This window comes from Streptomyces rapamycinicus NRRL 5491 (assembly GCF_024298965.1).
GTDB lineage: Bacteria > Actinomycetota > Actinomycetes > Streptomycetales > Streptomycetaceae > Streptomyces > Streptomyces rapamycinicus.
Genome location: NZ_CP085193.1, coordinates 3,835,245 through 3,858,847 on the forward strand (window position 1 = coordinate 3,835,245; position 23,603 = coordinate 3,858,847).

The window sequence follows — 23,603 nt, forward strand, 5'->3', positions numbered from 1 at the left end:
GAGACGTGGCGGGAGCCGGGCACAGTGGCCCGCCCTCGCCTTCCGCCCAAAGGCCGGGCGGGATGTTATCCGCGGTATCCGAAGGGGTTCTCCACCAGTGGCCGACGCCAAAGAGAAGGAAGAGCTGTACGCCCTCGACATTTCCGGTGTCGAGTGGCTCAGCGCACCTGGCAGCACCTCCGAAGACCGGGTGGAGATCGCCTATCTGCCGAAGGGGGCAGTGGCCATGCGGAATTCCGCTGACCCCGAGACCGTGCTGCGCTACACGGAGGCCGAGTGGCGTGCCTTTGTGCTGGGCGCACGGGACGGCGAATTCGACTTGAGCTGAGGAGCATGAGGGGCCGACGAGCGTGAACGAGAGGGTGGCCGCCGGCCGGTGGTCACCCTCTCCGGCAGTGGTCGGCCTCCGGCTGTGGTCGGCGCTCGGCAGTGGTCGGCGCTCGGCTCACCTTCAGGAGCCGAAGGCCATGTTCAGGAGCCGAAGGCCATGATGAGCTTCTCGCTGGTGCCCTCAGTCCCCGTTATGCGGTTCGAGGCGATGTAGAAAATGCCGTTCCGGTAGTCATGAGTGGCGGAGTAGAAACCGTTCTCCGCCTCGCGGGTGGCCTGGGGCAGCCTCAGCACCGTTTTCGGCTTGCCGCCGTCCGGGCCGATGCTGACGACCAGACCGGCCTTGTCGTATGAGGGCTCCTCATAGGCGATCAGATTCTTGCCGTCCATGCTCAACGGAAGCAGCATCCGACCGGCCACCTTGGCCGCCCGCTTCCTCTTCCCGCTGGCCAGGTCGAAGGCGTGGATCTCACTCGTCGAGCCCCCGGCGCTGTCCTGGGTCATCTCGGTCGGCAGATAGAAAGTGTCCCTGGAGGCGGCGACGCCCTGGCAGCTGCCCAAATTGGTGCCGAAGAGGTCCGTTCCGCACAGCGGCTGGTAGGACTGCTTCCCCACGGCCAGAGCCGACCGCTCCTTACCGCTGTCCGAGATGGCCAGAATGCCACCGGCCTTGCGGTCCTGGTCGCTCAGAGCGATCACAACGGGGCTGGTGGAGAAGATCTTGTCGACCTTGTAACCCTTACGGACGACATAGGTCCATGTGATCGTGCCGTTCGACGCCACCTTTTGCAGCTTGGCGGTGCCATTGGTGCAGGAGTAGGCGCGCAGCAGCGCTTTCCCTCCCGCGTAACCGTCGACCGAGCAACCCGGGCTCGGCTTTTCGAGGGCGACCTCCTTACCGTCGCGGACTTTGATGACGGCCGAACCGCCGAACCAGGACATGCCGACGAGATCGCCGCTCTGGGCCATGCCCATGTTGGTGTGGCCGCCGCCGAAGGAGCCCGCCTCGGGAGCGTCGTGGTCCCAGACCTTGACCCCCTTGTCCAGGTCGATCAGGGCGAGTTGGCTGCACGAGTCCTTTCCGTGCCCCTGGTAGGCGACCACGACCTCGCCCTGAGTGGTGGAGTCGGGCGCGGCGCAGACGGCCTTGGGCAGGGAAAGCGTCCACTTCTTCGTGCCGTCGTCCTTGTACGCGACGATCTTGTCTTCGACCGCCTTGACCACATATCCCTTCATCACCCAGAAGCCGGGCACATCGAGGCTCTTCTTGGAGACCTCGGGCGCGGGCGTTTGGTAGAGGACCTTCGCCTCGCCGGCCCGGCGCACATCGTTGGGGTCGCTCTCGCTTTCGCCACCGTCACGAGCGCCGGTGCTCGCACCGTTTCCGGTCGGCTCGGGGGTGGGGTCCTGCCGGTCCTGACCGGCGGGGGTGGTCGTCGAGGCGGCGGTGGGCTTCTTGTCGTCGTCACCACCGCTCACCGCCGCGTACACCCCGCCGCCCGCCGCGAGCAGCACCGCCACGGCCGCGCCGATGACAACGGCCTTGCGTCTCGTGTTCCGGCCGCTGCCTCCGCCCCCGGAGGGAAGCGTGCCGTAGGGCTGACCGGGCGGCGGGGTGTACATACCGCCGTACCCGGGCCCTCCCTGCGCGGCGGTGTACGGGTTCTGTGCGTACGGGTTGGCGGGGTCGGCCCGGTGAGGGGCCGGGACTCCGGGCACCGCGGGAGGGCTCGGCGGCAACGCACCCGTATCCCATATCTGAGGCGGAGTATGACCCGTCGGGGGACCCGCCGGAGGCGCCGGGGGGACGGCCGGCGGCGCGGGCGGGCGGGGCGGGACCGGACGCCGCGGTGATGTGCCGTAGCCGTCCTTGGACGGCTCGCCGCCCCGACGGGGATCCTGTGGCGCGCCGAAACCGCCGGACGGTGGCTGGTCGGGTGGCTGGGGCGGCTGCGGCATCAGCGCTTACCTCTTCGGCGAGTCCACTGGAAGATCCCGCTCTGCGATGACATTTCGGGAGCGGGAAATCTTTGTATCACCGGACGCTCGGTTCTCGGCCCCCAGTTTCATGGATGAACGGCGCGGGAGCCACCCTGCACGGCGCGCGATGATCTCCGCCCTCTCGAAGCCGTGGAGATTTCCTGTTCATACGCACGACACGCCGGGGTGCCACCACATGGTGACACCCCGTGTCGATAGGCTCGCCGGGTTCGGGGGATCGCGTCGCCGGAGTGCCGGTGCGACGCCACCACGGATCTCGCTCCTTGCACGGGAGACCACAGAAGGGGGATTGACCACCCGGTGAGCCAGATTCTCGTCAAGCGTCCGACCCGGGCGCTGCCGCCGACCGTGCCCACGGACGAAGTCGAGCTCAGCTCTCCCCCCGAACTGCCGCGCGGCGAGCAGCAAGGACTGCTGACGCAGTTGCTGCCCCTGCTCGGCATGGGCGGATCGATGGTCTACTTCTTCAACTCGGGCGCGGGTCCGTTCATGCGCGTCATGGGCTGGCTGATGCTGGCATCCGCCCTCGCGACCGTCGCCGCCCAGATCGTACGTTTCCGGCGCGGGACGGAGGGCCGGGCGGCGGGCGTACGCCGCGACTACCTGAGGTACCTCGCGCAGATGCGCCGCGGTGTCCGCCGTACGGCCCGCGCACAACTCGAGGTGCTGCTCTATCTGCACCCCGCGCCCGACCAGCTCTGGGCGGTGGCCGCGGAGGGCAGCCGGGTGTGGGAACGCCGGGTCGGCGACGAGGACTTCGGGCAGGCCCGTATCGGTGTCGGTCCGCAGCAGCTGTCGACCCCTCTGGTGGCCCCGACCACGGCGCTGATCGAGGAGCTGGAGCCGCTCACAGCGGGCGCGATGCAGCGATTTCTGATGCTGTACGGCGCGGTGGACGGACTACCGGTCGCGGTGGCGTTGCGCCGCTTCTACCACTTCACGGTGTCCGGGGACCCGGCCACGGCCCAGGGCACCGCACGTGCGCTGGTGTGCCAGCTGGTCACCCTTCACTCGCCGGAGGACCTGGCTGTGGCGGTCCTGGCCGACGGGCGGGAAGCGGTCGCACGCTGGGAATGGACCAAGTGGCTGCCGCACTCCCAGATCCCCGGGACGCTGGACGGGGCGGGTACCCGGCGGCTGTTCTGCCGGGACGCGCTCGAGCTGGAGGAGCTTCTGGCGGCGTACGGTTCGGGCGGCCAGGGCAGCCCGCTCTCCGAGCGCCCCCGGTTCGCCCCGGACGGACCGCCCGTCCTGGACGCGCCCCACCTCCTCATCGTGCTGGACGGCGGCACCGTCCCGCCGGACTCCCTGCTGGCGGGTGCGGATGGCATCCAGGGCGTCACCGTCGCCGAAGTGGTGTCGGGAGAACTGGACGAGCCGCGCGGCAGCCTGTCGCTCGACGTACGCCCCGGAAAGCTGTTCCTGGAGTCCGCCGCGGGGCTGGTCTACGAAGGCGAGCCGGACGTACTCCCCCTGGAGGCGGCCGAGGCCCTGGCCCGCCAGCTCGCGCCACTGCGCGTCGGCGCCGGGGGCAACGACGAGCCGCTCCTGGACGAGCTCGACTTCACCGATCTGCTGGACCTCGGCGACGCGTCCTCCGTGGACGTGGATCGGACCTGGCGGCCCCGGACGACGAGCGAACGCCTGCGGGTCCCCATCGGGGTAGGCGAGGACGGTGAACCGGTGATGCTGGACCTGAAGGAGGCGGCGCAGGGCGGTATGGGCCCGCACGGTCTGTGCGTGGGCGCGACCGGCTCCGGAAAGTCCGAGCTGCTGCGCACGCTGGTCCTGGCGCTCGCCATCACCCACTCCTCCGCACATCTCAACTTCGTCCTGGCGGACTTCAAGGGCGGTGCGACTTTCACCGGCATGGCCGACCTGCCGCATGTCTCGGCCGTCATCACCAACCTCGCGGACGACCTGACTCTCGTGGACCGCATGGAGGCCTCGATCCGGGGCGAATTGCAGCGCCGTCAGGAGCTGCTGCGTGCCTCGGGCAACTACGCCAATGTCCACGACTACGAACGGGCGCGGGTCGCGGGGGCGCCGCTGGAGCCTGTCCCGTCGCTCGTCCTGATCATCGATGAGTTCAGTGAACTGCTCAGCGCCAAACCGGACTTCATCGAGATGTTCATCCAGATCGGCCGCATCGGCCGGTCGCTCGGCGTCCATCTGCTGCTGGCCACCCAGCGGCTGGAGGAGGGGCGGCTGCGCGGTCTGGACACCTACCTGTCGTACCGACTCGGCCTGCGTACCTTCTCCGCCACCGAGTCCCGGTCCGTTCTGGGCGTGCCGGACGCCCACCATTTGCCGTCGCTGCCCGGGTCCGGCTATCTGAAGTTCGGTACGGACGAGATGGTGCGCTTCAAGGCCGCGTACGTCTCGGGCCCGTACCGCACCGCCGAGGTGCCGGCGGACGACGGGGCGGGCGGCTCACGGCGAATGGACCGCCGCCCGACGCTCTTCACGGCCGCCCCGGTACCCGTCTCCTATGCCGCGCCAGCACCCGCCGCCACCACGGCTCACCCGAGCGACGCGCTGCCGGACACGGTCCTGGACGTCATCGTCCGGCGTCTGGAGGATCAGGGACCGGCCGCCCATGAGGTGTGGCCCCCGCCCCTGGACACCTCCCCCGCACTCGACGAACTGCTGCCCCCGCTGGCCGTCTCACCCGCACGTGGTCTGCACTCACCGGACTATGCGGGGTCGGGCGGGCTGGTGGTCCCGGTCGGACTGGTCGACAAGCCCTTCGAGCAGCGGCGCGAAATCCTCTACCGCGACTTCTCGGACGCCGCGGGCCACCTGCTGGTGGTGGGCGGCCCGCAATCCGGTAAATCCACTGTGCTGCGTACGCTCATCGCGTCCTTCGCCCTGACCCACACCCCGTACGAGGTGCAGTTCTACTGCCTGGACTTCGGCGGCGGTGGCCTGAGCGGGATCTCGGGGCTGCCGCATGTCGGCGGGGTGGCGTCACGTCTCGATCCGGACCGGGTGCGCCGTACGGTGGCCGAGGCCACCGGAGTGCTGAGCCGTCGCGAAGAGTTCTTCCGCACACACGGCATCGACTCCATCGCCGGCTACCGCAAGCGGCGCGCGACTGGTGAACTCCCTGACGAGGCCTGGGGGGACGTCTTCTTGGTCATCGACGGCTGGGGCACCTTCAAGCAGGAGTACGAGCAGTTCGAGGGCGTCGTCATGGACCTCGCGACGCGGGGACTGGGTTACGGCGTCCATGTGGTCTTGTCGGCCACCCGGTACATGGAGGTACGGGCCGCGCTGAAGGACCAGTTCATGAACCGTCTGGAGCTGCGTCTCGGCGATCCGCTGGACTCGGACTTCGACCGTAAGGTGGCGGCCAACGTCCCGGTCGGCGCACCGGGCCGCGGCCAGATCCCCGAACGACTGCACTTCTTGGCCGCGCGACCGCGGATCGAAGCCGCCCTGCGGCCGGAGGCGGACGGACGGACGGCCGACCCGTCAGCGACAGAGCCGACGACGACCGGCACGACGGCGTCGCCGACGTCGGTACCGACACCGACGGGACCGGCGCCGACCAGCCCGGCGCCGACCGGACCGGCGCCGACCAGCCCGGCGCCGACCGGACCGGCATCGACCGGGTCGGCATCGACCGGCCCCGCTGAATCGACAGCGGCCCTGGTTCGCGCCGTCAACACCCACTGGACCGGCCCCCAAGCCCCCGAGGTCCGCGTCCTCCCCCGCGTACTCCCCTCCGACCGCCTCCCCAAGAGCTTTGAGAACCCGCACCTCGGTCTGCCGATCGGCATCGACGAGGACCGAATGGAGCCGGTCTTCATCGACTTCGATTCCGATCCGTTCTTCGTCGTCTTCGGCGAAAGCGAATCGGGCAAAACCTCTCTGCTACGCCTGCTTGCCCAACAGATCAGCCAGCGCTACGCCCCCGACGAGGCACGGATCATCGTCGGCGACTACCGCCGTACGCTTCTGGAGGCCGTACCGGACTCCCACCTCCTGGAGTACGCCCCTGCCGCCCCAGCGCTCGAAATGCACATGGACGCCCTGAGCACCCTCATGGAACACCGAGCCCCCGGCCCGGAGGTCACCCCGAGGCAACTCCGCGAACGCAGTTGGTGGAGCGGTCCGCAGTTCTTCGTCATCATCGACGACTACGAGCTGGTCGCCACGAGCGCAGGCAACCCTCTCGACTTCCTGACGAGAGGGCTGCCCTACGCCCGCGACGTCGGTGTCCGCCTGATCATCGCTCGCAACACGGCCGGCGCCTCACGCTCCTCGTACGAGCCCTTCATGCAGCGCATCAAGGAACTCGGCGCCCAGGGCGTCATTCTCTCGGGCGACCCAGCCGAAGGCGACCTCCTTGGCAACACCCGCCCCCGCCGTCTCCCTCAGGGGCGCGGCACCCTGATCACCCGCAAGGGAGGCACCCGGCTGGTTCAGCTGGGCTGGCTGCCAGGTGAGTTAGGCAGCGAATAACCCGTCACAGCCGTGCGCCCCGCTCCACGACGCGATATGTTTAACAAGTATTGGCCTTTCCATAAACGAAGTTGACGTGACGTCAGGGGGGATCATGTCGTTCGACGAGCAATGGGCAAGTTTCCGCACACAAGCGGCGAAGCGCCAGGCGACCCGCATGCAGATCAACGCATTTCATGACGGCGGCGCCGCGGCGCCGAAGGAGAAGCTCAAGGTCACGCCGAAGGTTCTCCGCGAAATGGCCGACAAGACCGACGACACGCGCCGGAACTTCGCGGAAGCTGACAACCAGGCCATGAAAGAGACCGGCCAGGTCAAGGACAGCCTCAAAGGGTTCGACTGCGCCGTTGGTTTCGACACGTTCGAGGAGCGGTGGCGGGACCAGATGCGCTACGTACATGGGCTACTCGAACACGGTGTCGCGGGCGCCCTGCGGAACGCCGCTGCGGAATTCCAGATCGGCAACAAGGGCACCGCCGATAAGTTCAGGGACGTCGATGGGAACAAACGCGTGGCCAGGTAGCAGGAATCTGAGGCGACACATCCCATCCACCAGAATAGCCATGGAGTGCGATAAGGACGATGGTCTCCTACCACGATCTCCTCAAGGTGAACCTGCAACCGCTCTCCGACGCCGTCGACAAGTGGCGCAACCTTCCAGACCACTTCACACAGGTCAGCACAAACTTCACCAAGCAGATCACGTCCCCCATCACCAACTCGGACTGGGAGGGCAAGGCAGCTGAGGCGGCCGCCGACAAGATCAAGGCAGTCGCGAAGCAGATGGAGCAGGCTGCCCTTGAGGCCAAGGACATGCACGGCCTTCTCAGCGACGCCCACACCAAATTCAAGGATGCCAAGAAGAAGCTCAAGGGCTACAAGGACGATATCGAAGCGGACAAGAACCTGGCCATCGACGAGCAGGGCCGTGTGTCGTACAAGCCAACGAACCTTGACGACATTTCAGAGCAGGCCGAAACCCTGCAAGCCAAGCGATACTCCGAAACGGTGTCCAGCTACAACGACCGAATCCTGCAAGTGCTCTCGGACGCCACCACGGCAGACGAGATCCTGCATTGGGCCCTCGCTCAAGACTTCAACGGCCGAGGCAAAGGGTTCACGGGCGACGGCTTTAACAGCATCAAGGGTGCAGAAAAAGGACGCGAACAGGCTTATAAAGACCTCAAGACGGTGACCGAACTGGCAAAGTTGAAGGGTGAACTCTCCACGGCCGACCTCCAGAAGGTCAACTCGATCCTCTCGAAACACGAGGGAGACCCGCTCTTCTCGGAGAAGTTCGCCGTCCAACTCGGCGCGAAGGGCACACTGCAGTTCTGGGAACACGCCGCCGACACGACCCAGACGGGCGGCGAGCGGACGAAGACACTCGAAAAGCTGCAGAAGTCCCTGGGGTTCACCCTGGCCACAGCTTCCCACTCTGACAGCAAGGCCATCGAGCAATGGAAGCGGGACGTCATCAATCTCGGCCCCCAACGGTTGGACGACACCCATTCCGGCGGCCCGATCGCTAAAGGCCCTTACGGCTTCCAGGCCATGAGCAGCCTGCTGCGGTACGGGGAGTATGACAAGGATTTCCTGTACGACTACGGCAAGGGCTATAAGGACCCTAATAGCCACGACAAGGACGGCCGCACCGGAGGCCTGATCGAGTTCGACCGCAAACACAAGGACGACCTCAAGGGCCTGTGGAGCCCCAACGGATATACGCCATACCTCAGCTTCGGCAAGGGAAGCGACCACGGCATGGACCCCATGGCGGGGTACATGGAGGCACTCGGACGCAATCCGGAGGCGGCACAGGCGCTCTTCTATAGGGAAGGCTTCGACAGCCATCTTGAAATTGGGCCTGATCCAGATCTCAAGTATCTCCTGCAGGATCGGAATTGGCCTAATGGAAACCCTCTAGTCGCCAACAACCGGGGTTACGGCTACGACGAACTAGGTCATGCTCTGGAGGCGGCTGCCCTGGGCCACCCGTACGACCAGCCTGAGCTAGGTCTGCACAGAACCCAGGAAAGCGCCAACGTGATGGCCCAGGCAGTCGCCATGGTCGCCGAAAATTCGGGGCTGGCCGAAGACAAACCGGGACTCAGCGACAGTCTGGCCAGAATGGGCGCGGGCTATATCGACAACCTGGACTGGGCAACCGCGAACTACGGTGACAAGAGTTCCGGTAACGGGATTCGGGACGCCGCCTTCGGCACAATCGGTGAAGGCGATATCTTCGTTACACATCAGCGAGCCAACGATTTCCTTTCAGCAGTTGGCCGAGACGATGACAGCTATAAGATCCTCTCAGTCGCGCAACAAGAGTTCACAACCAGCGCCGTTAAGGCCCATCCTCAGGCAGATGATTCCCTTATCGCCATCTTTGGAACCGGCGCCGAGACTCAGGGAATCCTCGACGAAGCGCGAGCCGACGCCATCACGTCAAACGCCGAAGACACCAAGGCCGAGCAGGCCAGAAAGCTGTCCGAAGCGGCCGAATGGAAGAAGTACGGCGTAAGCCAGGGAATCGGCAGCGCCACAAGTCTCATCACCATGCCCCTTGAGACTGCAAGGTACGCACCATTCGTCACACCATTCATCGATGGCGCGGCCGGAGCGATGGAAACGCACACGGGCATCCAAATCGATAGAGAAATGGAGCGCCGCCAAGAAGTAATTGACACCAAGATCGACAGAGATGCGAGCGACCTCAAGAAGGAGTTCATCGAGAAGAGTAAACGCCGATCAGCGGTGGCGTTTGATTCATATGTCGCAATCAATCCGGAAACTGACAACTCGCCATGGTACGCCAGAGCTGACGAGGCCATAAAGAACGGTTACGACCGCGGCGTGGGCAACAGTCAGCTCACCGATAGCGGACGTTAGTAGAATACCAAAGGGGCATTTATGCAACGATCACATCTGGCCGTGAAATCCTCTCGCCCTCTCACATCGCTCACTTGCCTACTCGCCTTCGCAATCACTGCTTGCAGTGGAACTGATGGCGATTCCAAAAGCGAACATGATGACCATACCAAGAACCCGGACCTAACCCTTCTCAGCGAGAAGAGCTGCCTGGGTATCTTCGACAAACAAGCTGTGGCCGAGGCCGAACGCGATCACGCCGTGCGTAGTGTTACCGAGCCCCGCGCTGGGGACGATGTGACGTACATGGTCAGCTTGAACATGAACAAGCGGATGGCCACATCCAAGCCGTCCGCTGGCGGTCCCTGCGCGATCCGTGATGAATCAGCTAAGAGAACCTTGTTCCGTGTCACCGTGAACTGGGGCCCCAGCACCTTCCCCGCAGCCGAGAGAAAGGACGGCAGGGCAACCTCCTATAGTGTGAGCAAAACCGGCGATAAAAAGCGTGCCGAACTGTTGGTGGACTGCCAACGTCCCGACCTGGCCGAGAAGTCCAAGGACAAGAAAATGCTCGCATTCCAGGTCACGCTCTTCGATAATGTGGGCCTCTCTGATCGCGCCGACATCAGTATCCTGACTAAATCCGCGCAGAGGTTCACTGACCTGGAAGACCGCCTGTCATGCAAGAACAAGGTCACCTACCCGGCTCCGGATAAGGTCACTCTCGATACTCACTAAGATCGCACATGGCATGCGTCGTCCCCGCTTTCGGGGCTGTTCCAGGTTTCGAATCCCACCCCACAGACTCCAGCCGGCGCCGCAGCTATACCCGCCTGCGATTGCGGGCGAGTGCATAGCCCCCACCGCCGAGGACCAGAGCTACGGCCACACCGACTCCAACGTAGACGAGCGTGTTGCCACTACCGCCATCGCCACCTGTTGTGGAGGCGGCAGGGGCCTTGTCCTTGGCGTGTGCAGCGCCCGAGGGGGCGTCGGTCTTCGATGAGGGAGCCGGAGATGTGGAGGAGCTCTGCCCTGGGTGGTAGTTCGGGAAGAGCGGATTGACGTCCGCTGCACCCGGGTCTCCCTTGCCGTCGAGCAGGACCTGGCCGGGGCGGACGATGCCGTAGCCGATGTACTCGCTGGGGACCCCGCCCTTGGGCTTGCTCGTCGTTTGCATCATCACGCGCAGCACCTGGTTGGCCGTCCATTTCGGATGGGCGGACCAGATGAGGGCGGCCGAGGCCGAAGTAATGGCTGTGGCATGACTGGTGCCTCCCTGTTCACACCAACCGCCGCCGCTCTTACAGTGCCCTGGGATCCCCTCACCAGGAGCCGCAAGTGATACCTGCGAACCATGGGTCGAGAATTTGGAGACAGTACCGCTCTGGTCGACGGATGCTACTCCGATGGCTCCAGGAAGACTCGACGGATAACCCACAGGGTTTGATGAATTGCCGTCATTGCCCGTGCCAGCAAATATCAGCGCGCCTCGCGAATTGACCTCGTCAACACCCTGCTGTAGCCGCTTTCGTGCGCTCTCCGATAGATAACCCGTGTAGTTCGAAGAGAGATTAATGATTCGGGCCCCGCGGTCCAGCGCATAGCGAATCGCCTTGAGGAAAGTGGGCGTTGAGTCTCCAAATCCCCTCCCTTCACCGATTTTCACTGGAAGTACCTTGACACCGGGCGCAAGGCCTTGGACACCCCCGGATCGCCCTGTGCCCGCGATCACCGCAGCCATATCGGTGCCGTGGCCGTCCGCATCGGCATTCGCGCCCTTCGGCTTGGAGGAGAAGTCCCTCCCGTCCAAGACTTGATCGCGCAGTTCAGGGAGTGATTCATCTACCCCGGTATCCAGCACGGCAACGGTGACACCCTTGCCTGTGCTGGTCCGCCACATCTCGTCGGCACCCATTGCATCGAGGTACCACTGACGCGAACGTATGTCTTGAGCAATCGCTGGGGACGTGAAACTTCCCATGCATGTGATGAGGGCCGCAAGCAGCGTCAAACCACGCACTGAGCGCCTCTTGTTTCCACTGGACAAGACTGACATCCCTGCGAAATCTCCTGAGACTTCAAGTGCCGACTATTCAATGACGGGAGGCAATGCGTCGTGGCGCCCTAGCTCCCAAGCTCCCTGATCAACCACCGCATGTCCTTGCCTACTCTCGTGCCCGGGACCGCGACGGCCGGTGCCAGAGGCCTCAGAGGCGGAAGGCTCTTGTCCTTCGGCCTGGCCTGGCCGAACGAGCCCGGTACCCCCGCGGGTGAAGGTGGCCCCTCTTCTGGAGGACGAACGAGGATCCGCGATCGACCCCCCTGACTCGGAGGCGACCCTGCGCCCTCTGCCTGCCTCCCTGGAAGAATCACTTGCCGCATTTGAACCGCCAGAAGACGCCGCCCCTGACACGGGCCCACGTGTATGGGATCCGTTCTCCTCGCCGATGGCGACACCACGCTGACGTGAGCCGCTGATACCGGGGTTCGACGTGCGCGGCCCACTCACCGGTCCTCCGGGCTCCGATGCCAACCGACGTCCTGAAGCCACGCCTTCGGTCCCTGGGACACCGGTCGTCCGCGCCATCGGGTGGCCGCCCCCTCCCCCGGGGCCGCGGGACATCTGACCGCTCTCCTCCCCCACCACCATTGCACGCGGAAGGCGAGGGGAAGGGCCGAGGCGCCGCTGCTGTCCTCCCACAACATCGTTCTCGACCGGCCCTCGCGGCGTGAGCAGGCGACGCGGAGGCGCACCTCCAGGTCCCGTTACGCGTTCGGTCGAGGGGAGGCGAGACATGCTCTTCCCCGTCACGGGTGTGGTGGGTCGAGGGGGCGCTGTGGACGGGCCCATCGGGGGTGATGGCATCACGACGGGACCTGGTTGCCTGGGCTGGTCCGCAGGCGGCATCGAGGCACGAGGTGGCGTCTTGACTTCTGGATCGGGGAGGGTGGCGGTTGAGTCGATATGGGTACCCGTCGCCTGATGGAGACTTGGTTCCGTCTCTGCACGATCTGTCGCCGCTGGTGCGCTGACTAGTTCCTGCGACGAACGGCTCTGCATTGCCGCTGAATCCGACGCTGAGCTTCCCGCCGATTCGGAGGTGTACCTTCGCTCCAAAGTCTCCACCGGGTCCCACAACGGGCCCGGCAGCACTTTGAACTGCGGCTCCCGCTCCGCCGCCATCGTCTCCTGCGCCGCCCGGTACGCCGAGGAGAGGCGCTCCATCTGGTGCCGGGCCTCTTCGGTCTCTCGCTGCTCTGCGTCCTGTGCTGCCGGGTCCTCGTGGGCTGCCCTGGGGCCCGGAGCCCTGGACTCGGGCATGGCTGACTTGGTCTCGGAGAGGGCCTGGCCGGCCTGGGCCACGTGTTGACCGACCGTGGAGGTGAACTGGCCGAAGCGCATGACTTCCAGGGCGAAGTCGTGGGCCCATTCGCGGAAGGCAGACCCGCCTTCGCCGGTCCAGTCCACGCGGGACACATGGCGGCGCAAGTCCGAGCCGATGTCGAGGATCTTCGGGCCCGCGTCGCCCAGGGCGGTGCCGGCGGCGGTCAGTTTGTCGGGGTCCGCGTTGGCGAGCATGGCCCGCAGGTTCTCCACCGACAGACCGTCGAACTCCCCGTTCCCCATGTCTCCCCCTACTTGAAGTTCGAATCGGCGGTGCCGGACTTGCCCGTGTCGGTCTTCCGTGCCTGGTTCGCGTTCCGCCCGTCGCCCCGGTTGTCCGCGTCATGGCCGTAGTACTTGGTCGTGCGGTCCTGGATGGCACGGAGCCGGTCGGCCTGTTCGGCGTCGATGCTCTCGTAGCCGCGGTCCGATATCTGGACGGCGATGCCCAAGGCTTCGAGCTGGTCGCCCAGCGTCCTGGAGAACTTCTCCAGGCGGTCGTGCAGCTTCTCGTAGGCGCCCGCGAGGTCGGCGGCGGCTGTGAATTCCGCGCCGAAGGCGGTGTGTGCGACGGTCTGGTCGCTGATCTTGCTCTTGGCTGCCGGGGACTCTTCGAGATCGACGAGGATCTTGTCGATCCTGCTCTTGAAGCTCGCCAGTGTCTCGGCCTCCACCTTGAGGTCCGACCCGCCTCCGCGCGTTCTGCTCGCGCCGGCGTCGTTCGCCGGGACCCGGCTCCCCTCGCTCATCGGATTCCCCCTACGGCGTACATGATGACGGTCGGCACCAGCTTAGTGGCGCAGGGTGTACGGCCCAACTTCATTGCCGCGAAGGCGAGCTTGGCGATTCCAGGGCATAGCTCAGGCATGGGGCGTATCGGAGAGGCGGTCCACCCGGCGTTCGGATCCGGGCGGCGCGATGTACTTCCGTCGGGTGAAGGCCGGAGCGAAGGCGCCCCGGTCACGGGGTACGTGACCGGGGCGCCTTCGGCCGTGGCAGGTGGCCGTCGGCCACTGCCTCACCGCTCGGGGAGTGTCATTTGCTGACCAGACCACGCGCCGTCGCGTAGACGTCCAGGACCGCGAGCACGAGCGGCGTGATCGACAACAGCATCGCGCCCTCGACCAGGTCACCGAAGCGGCCCCAGAAAGGCGTGACGCTCTTCTTCGGGACGATCAGAGCGATCGCGATGAGGATCAGCGCGCCGAAGGCGACGGAGGCGGTGAGCCAGACGGTTCGGATGTTCAGCGGGCCGCTGTCGCCGCTGAGCAGGTCGATGACGGCGCTCGTCGGCGGGTTGAGGGCGAGCCCCAGGATGAGGAGGGCGAGGGAGATGACGCCGGACGCCAGGACGCAGGCGACCTGCCAGGTGTACCGGAACAGCCGGGCGCGCAGCAGCATCGCCAGTCCGGCCGCCAGGGCGAGCAGCTGTGCCCAGGTGCCGTCGGAGAAGCCGAGCACCGCCGACGAACCCACGACGACCGCCGCACAGCCGCCGACCAGCCCGAGGAGGAGTTCGTGGCCACGCTTGACCTGGGCCGCGATCCGCTCGCCGTCGACCGGCCGGGCGGCGGCTGCGGACGAGGGATTGTCCAGGTCGATGCCGCCGGATGCGCCGTAGTCGTTGCGGGAGGCGTCGCGGGGCGCGATGTATCCGATGGGCAGCCGGGCGGCGCGCGCGGAGAGGCCGGGGAGGAACGCGATGGCGGCGATGGCGACCGCCGCGCAGACGGCCGCGGTGCCCGCCGCGCTGGTGTCGGTCATGATCTGGCAGAAGGTGGCCAGGGTGCCGAAGGCCGAGAGGACGACGGCGGCGACGAACGGAGCGTCACCGGACGGCATGGCGGCGACCATGGCGACCGACACGATCAGGACGGCGACACAACCGAGCAGGAACTGCAGCCGTCCGATGCCCTCGCCCGCCTCCAGCGCCAGGACCCCGGATCCGCCGATCATCACGTGCGGCAGCGCCGCGAGGCCGAGGGCGATGGCGGAGGCCCGGTCGTCGTAGACCCGGGCCCGTACGCCGGCGAAGACCGCGAGCAGCAGACCGACGCCATCGGCGATGACGCCCGGCAGGCCGTGCATGTCGTGCTTGACCGGATCGGCGAACCACAGGACGAATCCCATGAAGATCAAGAGCAGCGCGCCGCCGAAGAGTCCGCAGGCCCGCAGGTAGCGGGCGTTCCACAGGGCGTGGTCACCGGCCACCGTCGAGGCGATCGCGTCGGAGACGTCGTCGCGCACGACGGGCGGGAGGGACTGTGCGAAGGGGCGCATGGACAGCACGTCCCCGTCCAGCACGCGCTGCGCCGCGAGGGAGCGGGCGCCGTCCAGGACGGTGCCGTCGCGACGCACGAAGTGGTAGCCGACCGGCGTCCCCGTGGGCTGGGTCTGGCCGGTCAGCCTGAGCATCTCCGGATACAGGTCCGCAAGGGCTATGTCGTCGGGGAGGGCGACGTCGATGCGGCTGTCGGGTGCGACGACCGTCACTCGGCAGAAACCGGTCGATGTGGTCGAACTCACCTGCGGGGCCCTCTCATTAGCGTCTCGCCGCGTCTTCCGTCCGGACGCGCTCATGTCTGGCAGTGTGCGAGAGGTCACCCTACCGGGCGCCAATTGCCTTCCCGACACGTAGGATCGGTTCGTTGCCGGGTAGGTGCCGCAATGACGCGCGGCAAGCGTGCGTGCGGGCCCTCAGCAGGTCCTCAATTGTTCAGTCCGCATCGGGGGATAGACAGGCCGATGAGCCAGATCATCGTGAAACGTCCACCTCGGGAGACTCCTCCCGAGATGCCCGCGGATGAACTCCGACTCGAATCCCCTCCCGAGTTGCCTCGCGGCGATCGGGAAGGCATGGCGATGCAATTGCTGCCCATGCTCGGCATGGGCTCGTCGGTGGTCTTCTTCTTCATGCCGAATTCGGCACCGTTCATGAAGATCATGGGCGTGATGATGTTGCTGTCGACCGTATCGATGGTCATCGCACAGGCGATCCGGTATCGCAAAGGCGCGCAGGGCGAGGCGGTGGAGGGCCGCCGCGACTATCTCAAGTACCTCGCGAAGACCCGGCGGAGGGTGCAGCGTACGGCGCGCACACAGCGCGATGCGCAGTTCTTTCTCCACCCCTCCCCCGAGCAGTTGTGGTCGCTGGTGGCGGAGGGCAGCCGGCTGTGGGAGCGGCGGATCACCGACGACGACTTCGTGCAGGTGCGGATCGGGCTCGGGCCGCAGGAGCTGTGGACCCCGCTGGTGGCGCCGGATACCGCCCCGGTCGAGGAGTTGGAGCCGCTGTCGGCTGGGGCCATGCAGCAGTTCCTGGCGGTCCACCGGTCGCTGGACGGCATGCCGATGGCCGTCAGTCTGAGGGCTTTCTACCACATGACGGTCTCCGGCGAGCCGGAGACGACCCTGGAGACGAGCCGGGCGCTGGTGGCGAGCCTGGCCGCGCTGCACTCGCCCGAGGACCTGGTGATCGCGGTGGTGGCCGCGGCGGGTGCCACGGAGGGGTGGGACTGGGTCAAGTGGCTGCCGCACACCCAGGTGCCGGGGTCGGTGGACGGAGCCGGAACGAAGCGGCTGTTCAGCGACAATCTGGCCGAGGTCGAGGACTTGCTGAAGAGCCGTCTGGAGGGCCGTTCGCGGTTCAACCGGGACGGGCAGCCGCTGTTGGACGCGCCGCATGTGGTGGTGATCCTGGACGGTGGTCTGGTGCCGCCCGACTCGCTGCTGGCCGCCCAGGAGGGGTTGCAGGGCGTGACGGTGCTGGAGGTCATCCGTGGCGGTCTGGACGAGCTGCGCGGCGGCCTGTCGCTGATCGTGCGGCCGGGGCTGCTGCGGGTGGAGTCGGCCTCGGCCGTGTACGAGGGCGTTCCGGACACCCTGTCGCTGGCCGGCGCCGAGGCGCTGGCGCGGCAGCTCGCCCCGCTGCGGGTCTCGGCCGGCGGCGGGGACGATGAGCCGCTGCTGACCAACCTGGAGTTCACCGATCTGCTCAACCTGGGCGACGCGGCGTCCATCGACCCCGTGGTCACCTGGCGGCCCCGCTCGACGGCGGAACGGCTGCGCGTTCCGATCGGGGTCGGGGAGAGCGGTGCCCCGGTCATGCTCGACCTGAAGGAGGCGGCCCAGGAGGGCATGGGCCCGCACGGCCTGTGCGTCGGCGCGACCGGCTCAGGAAAGTCGGAGCTGCTGCGGACGCTGGTGCTCGGCCTGGCGGTTACGCACTCGTCCGAGACGCTCAACTTCGTCCTCGCGGACTTCAAGGGCGGCGCGACCTTCTCGGGCATGGCGGAGCTGCCGCATGTCGCCGCGGTGATCACCAACCTCGCGGACGATCTGACGCTGGTCGACCGCATGCGCGACTCGATCACGGGTGAGCTTCAGCGCCGTCAGGAGCTGCTGCGCTCCGCGGGCAACTACGCCAACATGCACGACTACGAGAAGGCGCGCGCCGCGGGCACCCCGCTGGAGCCGCTGGCCTCCCTGGTCCTGGTCATCGACGAGTTCAGCGAGCTGCTGACGGCCAAGCCCGACTTCATCGAGATGTTCATCCAGATCGGCCGCATCGGCCGGTCGCTCGGGGTGCATCTGCTGCTGGCCTCTCAGCGCCTCGAAGAGGGCCGGCTGCGGGGCCTGGACACCTACCTGTCGTACCGCATCGGTCTGCGGACGTTCTCCGCCGCCGAGTCCCGTACGGCGCTCGGCGTTCCGGACGCCTATCACCTGCCGTCGGTGCCCGGATCGGGGTATCTGAAGTTCGGTACGGAGGAGATGGTCCGTTTCAAGGCGGCGTATGTGTCCGGGCCCTACCGTTCGTCCACCTCAACCGTGGTGGGCAGCGGCCCCATCCCGACCGACCGCCGTCCGGTGCTGTTCAGTGCCGTCCCCGTGCCGGTCCGCTTCGCCGAGCCCGACCCCGCTTTCACCTACACGGCGGACCGCGACCGGGTGGACGACGCGCTCGCGGACACGGTGCTGGACGTCGTCGTGCACAACCTGGAGGGACGCGGTCCGGCGGCACACCAGGTGTGGCTGCCGCCGCTCACCGAGGCGTCCTCCCTGGACCAGCTGATGCCCCAGCTCGCCGTCTCGCCGGAGCGCGGTCTGCATGCCGGCGGCTACGCCCGCAGCGGTGGTCTGTGCGTACCGATCGGCATGGTGGACAAGCCGTTCGAACAGCGGCGGGAGATCTTCTACCGGGACTTCTCCGGCGCACAGGGCCATATGCTGATCGTCGGCGGTCCGCGGTCCGGTAAGTCGACCGCCGTGCGCACCCTGCTCGGATCCTTCGCGCTCACCCACACCCCGCACGAGGTCCAGTTCTACGGCCTGGATTTCGGCGGTGGCGGCATGATCGCGGTCGAGGGGCTGCCGCACATCGGCGGAGTCGCCTCACGTCTGGACCCGGAGAAGATCCGCCGCACGATCGCCGAGGTGACCGGCGTGCTGAACCGGCGCGAGGAGTTCTTCCGGGACAACAACATCGACTCCATCGGCACCTACCGTCAGCTTCGTGCCTCCGGGCAGCTGCCGGGCGAGCCATGGGGCGACATCTTCTTGGTGATCGACGGCTGGCAGTCCTTCAAGACCGACTACGAGATGCTCGAGCCGATCGTCGCCGACATCGCCACGCGCGGTCTGGGACTCGGGGTGCATCTCATCGTCACGGTCACGCGCTATATGGAAATGCGAGCGGCGCTCAAGGATCAGTTCCTCGCCCGGCTGGAGCTGCGGCTCGGTGACCCGATGGACTCCGAACTCGACCGTAAGGTCGCCGCGAATGTGCCCATGGGCGCCCCCGGCCGCGGCCTCACCCCGGAGAAGCTGCACTTCCTGGGCGGTCTGCCGCGTATCGACGGTACGTCGGGCAACGCCGACGACCTGGCCGAAGCGACCGCCGCGTTCGTCAGGGCGTCGGTGGACAACTGGCCTGGTCCGCACGCACCGCAGGTGAGGATGTTGCCGCGGACGCTGTCGGTCCGGGAGATCCCGTCCGGTCATGAGCAGCCGGAGCGGGGCATCGCGATCGGCATCGACGAGATGAACCTCGAGCCGGTCTTCATCGACTTCGACACCGACCCCTTCTTCGCCGTCTACGGCGAGTCGGAGTCAGGGAAGACGGCTCTGCTGCGTCTGCTCATCAAGCAGATCACCGAGCGCTACGGACCCGAGGAGGGGCTGTTCGTGGTCGGCGACTACCGGCGCAGTCTGCTGGAAGTCGTGCCACAGCCGCATCTGGTCGGCTACGGCACGACACAGAACGCCTTCGAGAAGTACATCGCCGACATGAACACCCTCATCAGCCAGCGTATCCCGGGGACGGATGTCACCCCGCAGCAGCTGCGCAACCGGAGTTGGTGGTCGGGGCCGCGGGCCTTCATCGTGGTGGACGACTACGACCTGGTCGCCACCTCCTCCGGTAACCCGATGTCCGAGCTGGTGGACAACCTGCCGTACGCGCGGGACGCGGGCGTCAACATCATCGTGGCGCGGACGACGGCCGGCGCGGGGCGCTCGTCGTACGAGCCGTTCATGCAGCGGTTCAAGGAGCTGGGCGCGCAGGGCGTCGTGCTGTCGGGTACACCGGGTGAGGGCGAGCTGCTGGGCCAGGTCAAGGCGCGTCCGTTGCCGCCGGGGCGGGGCGTCTTCGTCTCACGGCGCGGCGGGGCGTCGCTGGTCCAGACGGCGTGGGTGCCGTCAGTGGACTGAGGCGGGATGACGGGCTACGGCCCGGGCTACGGCCAGGCCTGAAAGCAGTGCAGGGCTCGTACGGACCCGGGCCGCCCCGGTCGTACGAGCCCTGCACTGCCGCTCAGCGAGCGCTGCTCGAGCCGCTCACAGCTCCCTGACCAGCCGAGCGGCCACCTTGAGCGGGACTGAAGGGTACTGGCGCCTGACCTCGAGGAGAGCGCGCCCCACACCCCTCGTCTCCCGGATCCGCAGCACGGCCGCACAGTCCACGGAGCCGCGAAACTCCTCGAACGACGCGAAGTTCCCGGCGTACCAGGCCTGCTCCTGCCGCTCCTTATGCCGCCTCGCCAGCAACTCGGCGGTCGCCGGGCAGAGGACCACAAGCGCGAAGAGGAGGCAGATCACCGGGATCGGAGGGAGGCCGATGGCCCAGTCGGTGAGCAATGGCAGCATCAGCCACACAAATGACGCCACCCCGACGGCCCAGAGGGCGACGCGCGGTCCGTACACAGGCTCTCCTCAGATCGTCATGTCGGGCACGTCAGGCCGTGCCCACCGGCCAATGGCCCTTCGGAAACGCGCTGTTGTCGTTGGCATTGCTCTGCAGGTCGGCCATGGCCTTGGCCTGGTCACCCAGCACGCCCAGCAGAGTAGTCACGGCGCCCGCGATGACGAGCCAGCCGGCCACTCCTTCACCCAAGGCGGCGATCGCGGCCGGAACGGCACCGACGACGGTCGCCCCCGCGGCGATCGCGGCGGCCATGGCGGGAATGAACTGGATCAAGAAAGCAGCGATCGCTCCGTAGAATGCCACTCCCGCGATGGCAGCGGTGAGCAGGATGTCCGCGATCGAATTCGCGTTGGTCGCGACCTGGGCGGCCGCGCCCGACTGGGGGAAGACGGCGTTGGTGTACGCGTCGGCGCCCTCGCCCTTCCACTCCTTGGGGGCCTGGAGGTTGAACTTCTGGACGCTGGACGATGCGGTGGTCGCGTCGCCGTGGATGCCCTTCGCCTTCCAGCTGTTGGCATCGATGAACAAGATGACCGGGGCGACGACGCCCTCAAGGAAATGGCCGATCTTTTTGAGGATCCAGTTCACGAACTCGATGAGCTTGTTCGCCGCGGCGACAACGCCCTTCGCGACGGGGCCCGGAACGTACCAGTGATCCACCGCCCCGTTGATCTTGTTGCCGAACGTAACGAGATCCTTCGCGAGCTTTTCGAGCTTGTCCTGTATCTTCTCGATGAGCGTTTCGAACTGCGTCTGGCTGAATGCCATCGCCTTCCCCGTTTCCCCGGGCGCCGCCGGTTGCTTACTAGTAGGCGTCTTCCACGGACTTCGTGGTTTCCACTTCGTGATCGTCGTACGCCTTCGCGTTCTTGACCAGCGCGTCAGCGATTTCCGACATCCGCTTCTGCCCCTCGGAGCACCGACCCGAAAGATGGTCGATGGCATCCCCGTAGGCGCCGAAGAACATCTGGTACATGCCCAACTCAAGCCGCTCGCGTCGCAGCCCGCTTATGTTGGTCCCGACGCCGCCGATCGCCTTCGCCTGCTCATCCCACGTTCTGGCGTCGGCGCGTATCGCGTCGGTGATGACCTTGAGCTTGCTCATGGTCCTCCTTTCTCTTCGGTATCAGTCCCTGAAGTGCTGGGGGTTCTTGATGATGGCCAGAAACTCGTTCATCAGGCCGCCCACATGCAGGTTCGCGACGCCGGCCGCGCCGGGGCTCTCGGCGCTGCTTACCTTTTCCCGAGCGTTGTTCAAAGCCTCGTTCAGTGCCTGATTCAGCCGGACGACTGACTGTCCGGCAGCCCACTGAGGGTCCACCTCGCAGGAGACCAGGGCCTGCGTGGTGAGGGTGACGGCGACTCGGCGCGCGGCGGATTCGCCCTTGACCTGCGGCGGCAGGAACGAATCTGCGTCCAGTTGGTCGACGGTGTCGAATGCCGTGAGGACGTCCTCGATCGATTCGTCCACGGGCCTGCGGAGAACGTGGCGCACGTCGTGGTCGGAGATTTCGGGGAGCGGCCGGGACGGCGTCGACGACGCGGGCGAGGCGAAGTCCTCGTCGAGTTGACCGGCCCGCTCTTCCCAGCCGGACTGCTCCAGCGATCGTGACCAGCGCTCCATACGGTCGCTCATGGCGGACTCGAACGCCTCGACGACGGCGCTGCCGAGGTCCCCGGCGGGCCGTCGGCGCTGCCAGTCGGACGCGACCTTGATCACCTCGGGAAGCCCATCGGCGCCCAGGGCCACCGAGACGGCCCCCTGCGCGTCCGTTCCTTCGGAACTCCGGGGCACTTGGTCGTGCATATCCGACATCAGCTGCTGCAGATTCTCCGCGTGCTGCTGGAACTGTTGCAGTTCACGGATAATGTCCTCGCTCACGCTTCCCCCTTACTGGCCAATCGCGGAGCTATTGTGCTTTGGTGAACACCTCGCCAGAAGCGCAAGTGTGTTGCTTATTCTTGGCCCCGCACGCTAGCACGGCCGAGTAGCGGACGGACCTCCCGTAACGGCACTTCCCGATGGGTGAAACGCTGCCGCGGCGAATTCCGAACGCCATCTCCCGCGGCCCGCCATCGGACGCGCTCCGCCGGACGCTCTGAACTCATCATCGGGGCAAGGCCGTCCTGCGGCGGATCACGAACACCGCGAGAACGATCACGACGAGGACGCCGGCCCCGCCCAGAACCCACGGGAGGACACCGCTACCGCTCCCGGCGTTGGTATCGCTCGCCGAGGAGCCATCCTTGGCACCGCCTTCAGATGGGGACTGACTCTGCGACGAGGAGGGGGACGACGGGCCGCCGGCCTTTGCGGGCACCAGGGGGTTGACGTCGGCCGAGCCCGGCTTGCCCTTCTCCTCGAGGACGTTGTAGCGGGGGCGGATCGTGCCGTAGCCGATGTAGCGACTGGGAACCTTGCCCTCGGTGGGCTTTCCGGCCGTGTCCATCATCACGCGGAGCACCTGATTGCCGTTCCATGTGGGGTGCTTGGCCCAGATGAGCGCGGCGGCGCCGGAGGCGATGGCCGTGGCCTGGCTGGTGCCCCAACTGCGGCAATATCCCGGCTTTCCGTTGGTGCAACGGATCGGGATGTCCTGCCCGGGGGCGGCCAGCGCCACATCAGGCCCGGAAGTCGAGAACTTGGTCCGGCTCAGGCTCTGGTCCACGGCTGCCACCCCGGCCACTCCGTCGATGGCCGCCGGATAGGAGGCGTAGTTACCCGATTCCCCGTCGTTCCCCGTACTGGCCAACAGCAGCTTGCCGCGCTTGATCGCATATTCCACCGCTTGCCGAAGCTGACTGCCCGCACCGCCTTTGACCATGTATTCCTGGAAGCCGAGCGACATGTTGATGATCTGCGCATCGCTGTCGGCCGCATAGCGGATGGCCTTCGCGAGGGCCGGGACGCTGTTGGTTCCGGATTCCTTCGTGGACCCGAAGACGGTGATCGGAAGAATGCGCGCATCCGGCGAAACGCCCTTGACGCCCTGACCATCGCGGCCATTTCCCGCGATGAGCATCGCCATGGCCGTTCCATGGCCGTCCGGATCCTCACGGGCGTCCTTGCCCGGCTCCTTGAAGTTCTCGCCCTTGAGGACCTTCCCCCGCAGTTCCGGAGCGGACGCGTCAACCCCGCCGTCGAGGACCGCGATCGTGATGCCCTTACCGGTGCTGACCTTCCACATGCTTTCCGCCTGCATGCGGTCCAGGTACCACTGGCGCTCCCGCATGGTGTCCGCGGAGGCGGCAGGGGCGGTCAGCCCCATGATGGCGAGCAAGGACGCGAGCAGCGAGATGATCACTGTCGTCCGGCTCCGGACCTGATTGAGCGTT

Annotated in this window: 15 protein-coding genes; 6 read left to right on the forward strand and 9 right to left on the reverse strand. The window is 66.5% G+C overall.

Translation table 11 applies throughout. The annotated features are described in order from the left end of the window. Positions 1 to 97 precede the first annotated feature (97 nt). The gene (locus LIV37_RS15430) at positions 98 to 328 is read left to right on the forward strand and encodes a DUF397 domain-containing protein (RefSeq protein ID WP_020868058.1); all 231 of its coding nucleotides are present in this window, start codon (positions 98 to 100) and stop codon (positions 326 to 328) included. A 143-nt stretch (positions 329 to 471) separates the two neighbouring features. Here LIV37_RS15430 and LIV37_RS15435 read toward each other — a convergent pair whose 3' ends face one another. Then, positions 472 to 2,049, reverse strand: a complete 1,578-nt coding sequence (locus LIV37_RS15435; RefSeq protein WP_243146229.1) for a hypothetical protein — start codon at positions 2,047 to 2,049, stop codon at positions 472 to 474. A 582-nt stretch (positions 2,050 to 2,631) separates the two neighbouring features. Between LIV37_RS15435 and eccCa (LIV37_RS15445) the strand changes: the two genes are divergently transcribed. From eccCa (LIV37_RS15445) to LIV37_RS15460, 4 genes are all read left to right on the forward strand, one after another. Next, a complete protein-coding gene (gene eccCa / locus LIV37_RS15445; RefSeq protein ID WP_020868060.1) occupies positions 2,632 to 6,801 on the forward strand; it encodes a type VII secretion protein EccCa in 4,170 nt (1,389 codons plus the stop codon). A gap of 94 nt (positions 6,802 to 6,895) precedes the next feature. Further along, on the forward strand, positions 6,896 to 7,324 hold the full coding sequence (locus LIV37_RS15450; RefSeq protein WP_020868061.1) for a hypothetical protein: 429 nt from the start codon (positions 6,896 to 6,898) through the stop codon (positions 7,322 to 7,324). A gap of 59 nt (positions 7,325 to 7,383) precedes the next feature. After that, entirely contained in the window at positions 7,384 to 9,696 is a 2,313-nt protein-coding gene (locus tag LIV37_RS15455) for a hypothetical protein (protein ID WP_020868062.1), read from the forward strand. A gap of 21 nt (positions 9,697 to 9,717) precedes the next feature. After that, complete coding sequence (locus LIV37_RS15460; protein ID WP_148717841.1) at positions 9,718 to 10,413, forward strand: hypothetical protein; 696 nt, start codon at positions 9,718 to 9,720, stop codon at positions 10,411 to 10,413. Between the two features lie 85 nt (positions 10,414 to 10,498). Here LIV37_RS15460 and LIV37_RS15465 read toward each other — a convergent pair whose 3' ends face one another. The 3 genes from LIV37_RS15465 to eccD form a co-directional block, all read right to left on the reverse strand. Beyond that, the gene (locus LIV37_RS15465; RefSeq protein WP_243146228.1) at positions 10,499 to 11,593 is read right to left on the reverse strand and encodes a S8 family serine peptidase; all 1,095 of its coding nucleotides are present in this window, start codon (positions 11,591 to 11,593) and stop codon (positions 10,499 to 10,501) included. A gap of 1,721 nt (positions 11,594 to 13,314) precedes the next feature. After that, the gene (locus LIV37_RS15470; protein ID WP_020868065.1) at positions 13,315 to 13,812 is read right to left on the reverse strand and encodes a hypothetical protein; all 498 of its coding nucleotides are present in this window, start codon (positions 13,810 to 13,812) and stop codon (positions 13,315 to 13,317) included. 286 nt (positions 13,813 to 14,098) lie between these two features. Continuing rightward, a complete protein-coding gene (eccD, locus tag LIV37_RS15475; protein WP_121824913.1) occupies positions 14,099 to 15,589 on the reverse strand; it encodes a type VII secretion integral membrane protein EccD in 1,491 nt (496 codons plus the stop codon). Positions 15,590 to 15,808: 219 nt separating this feature from the next. Here eccD and eccCa (LIV37_RS15480) point away from each other — a divergent pair, with 219 nt between their 5' ends. After that, complete coding sequence (gene eccCa, locus LIV37_RS15480; protein WP_121824912.1) at positions 15,809 to 19,774, forward strand: type VII secretion protein EccCa; 3,966 nt, start codon at positions 15,809 to 15,811, stop codon at positions 19,772 to 19,774. Positions 19,775 to 19,900: 126 nt separating this feature from the next. Here the strand turns inward: eccCa (LIV37_RS15480) and LIV37_RS15485 are convergent, their stop codons facing one another. The 5 genes from LIV37_RS15485 to mycP form a co-directional block, all read right to left on the reverse strand. Beyond that, the gene (locus LIV37_RS15485; RefSeq protein ID WP_020868068.1) at positions 19,901 to 20,266 is read right to left on the reverse strand and encodes a hypothetical protein; all 366 of its coding nucleotides are present in this window, start codon (positions 20,264 to 20,266) and stop codon (positions 19,901 to 19,903) included. A 31-nt stretch (positions 20,267 to 20,297) separates the two neighbouring features. Beyond that, a complete protein-coding gene (locus LIV37_RS15490) occupies positions 20,298 to 21,035 on the reverse strand; it encodes a hypothetical protein (RefSeq protein ID WP_020868069.1) in 738 nt (245 codons plus the stop codon). Between the two features lie 37 nt (positions 21,036 to 21,072). After that, on the reverse strand, positions 21,073 to 21,372 hold the full coding sequence (locus tag LIV37_RS15495; protein ID WP_020868070.1) for a hypothetical protein: 300 nt from the start codon (positions 21,370 to 21,372) through the stop codon (positions 21,073 to 21,075). Positions 21,373 to 21,393: 21 nt separating this feature from the next. Beyond that, a complete protein-coding gene (locus tag LIV37_RS15500; protein ID WP_020868071.1) occupies positions 21,394 to 22,149 on the reverse strand; it encodes a hypothetical protein in 756 nt (251 codons plus the stop codon). Positions 22,150 to 22,375: 226 nt separating this feature from the next. After that, positions 22,376 to 23,572 (reverse strand): type VII secretion-associated serine protease mycosin, encoded by a 1,197-nt coding sequence (gene mycP, locus LIV37_RS15505; RefSeq protein WP_020868072.1) that lies wholly within the window; start codon positions 23,570 to 23,572, stop codon positions 22,376 to 22,378. Positions 23,573 to 23,603 lie beyond the last annotated feature (31 nt).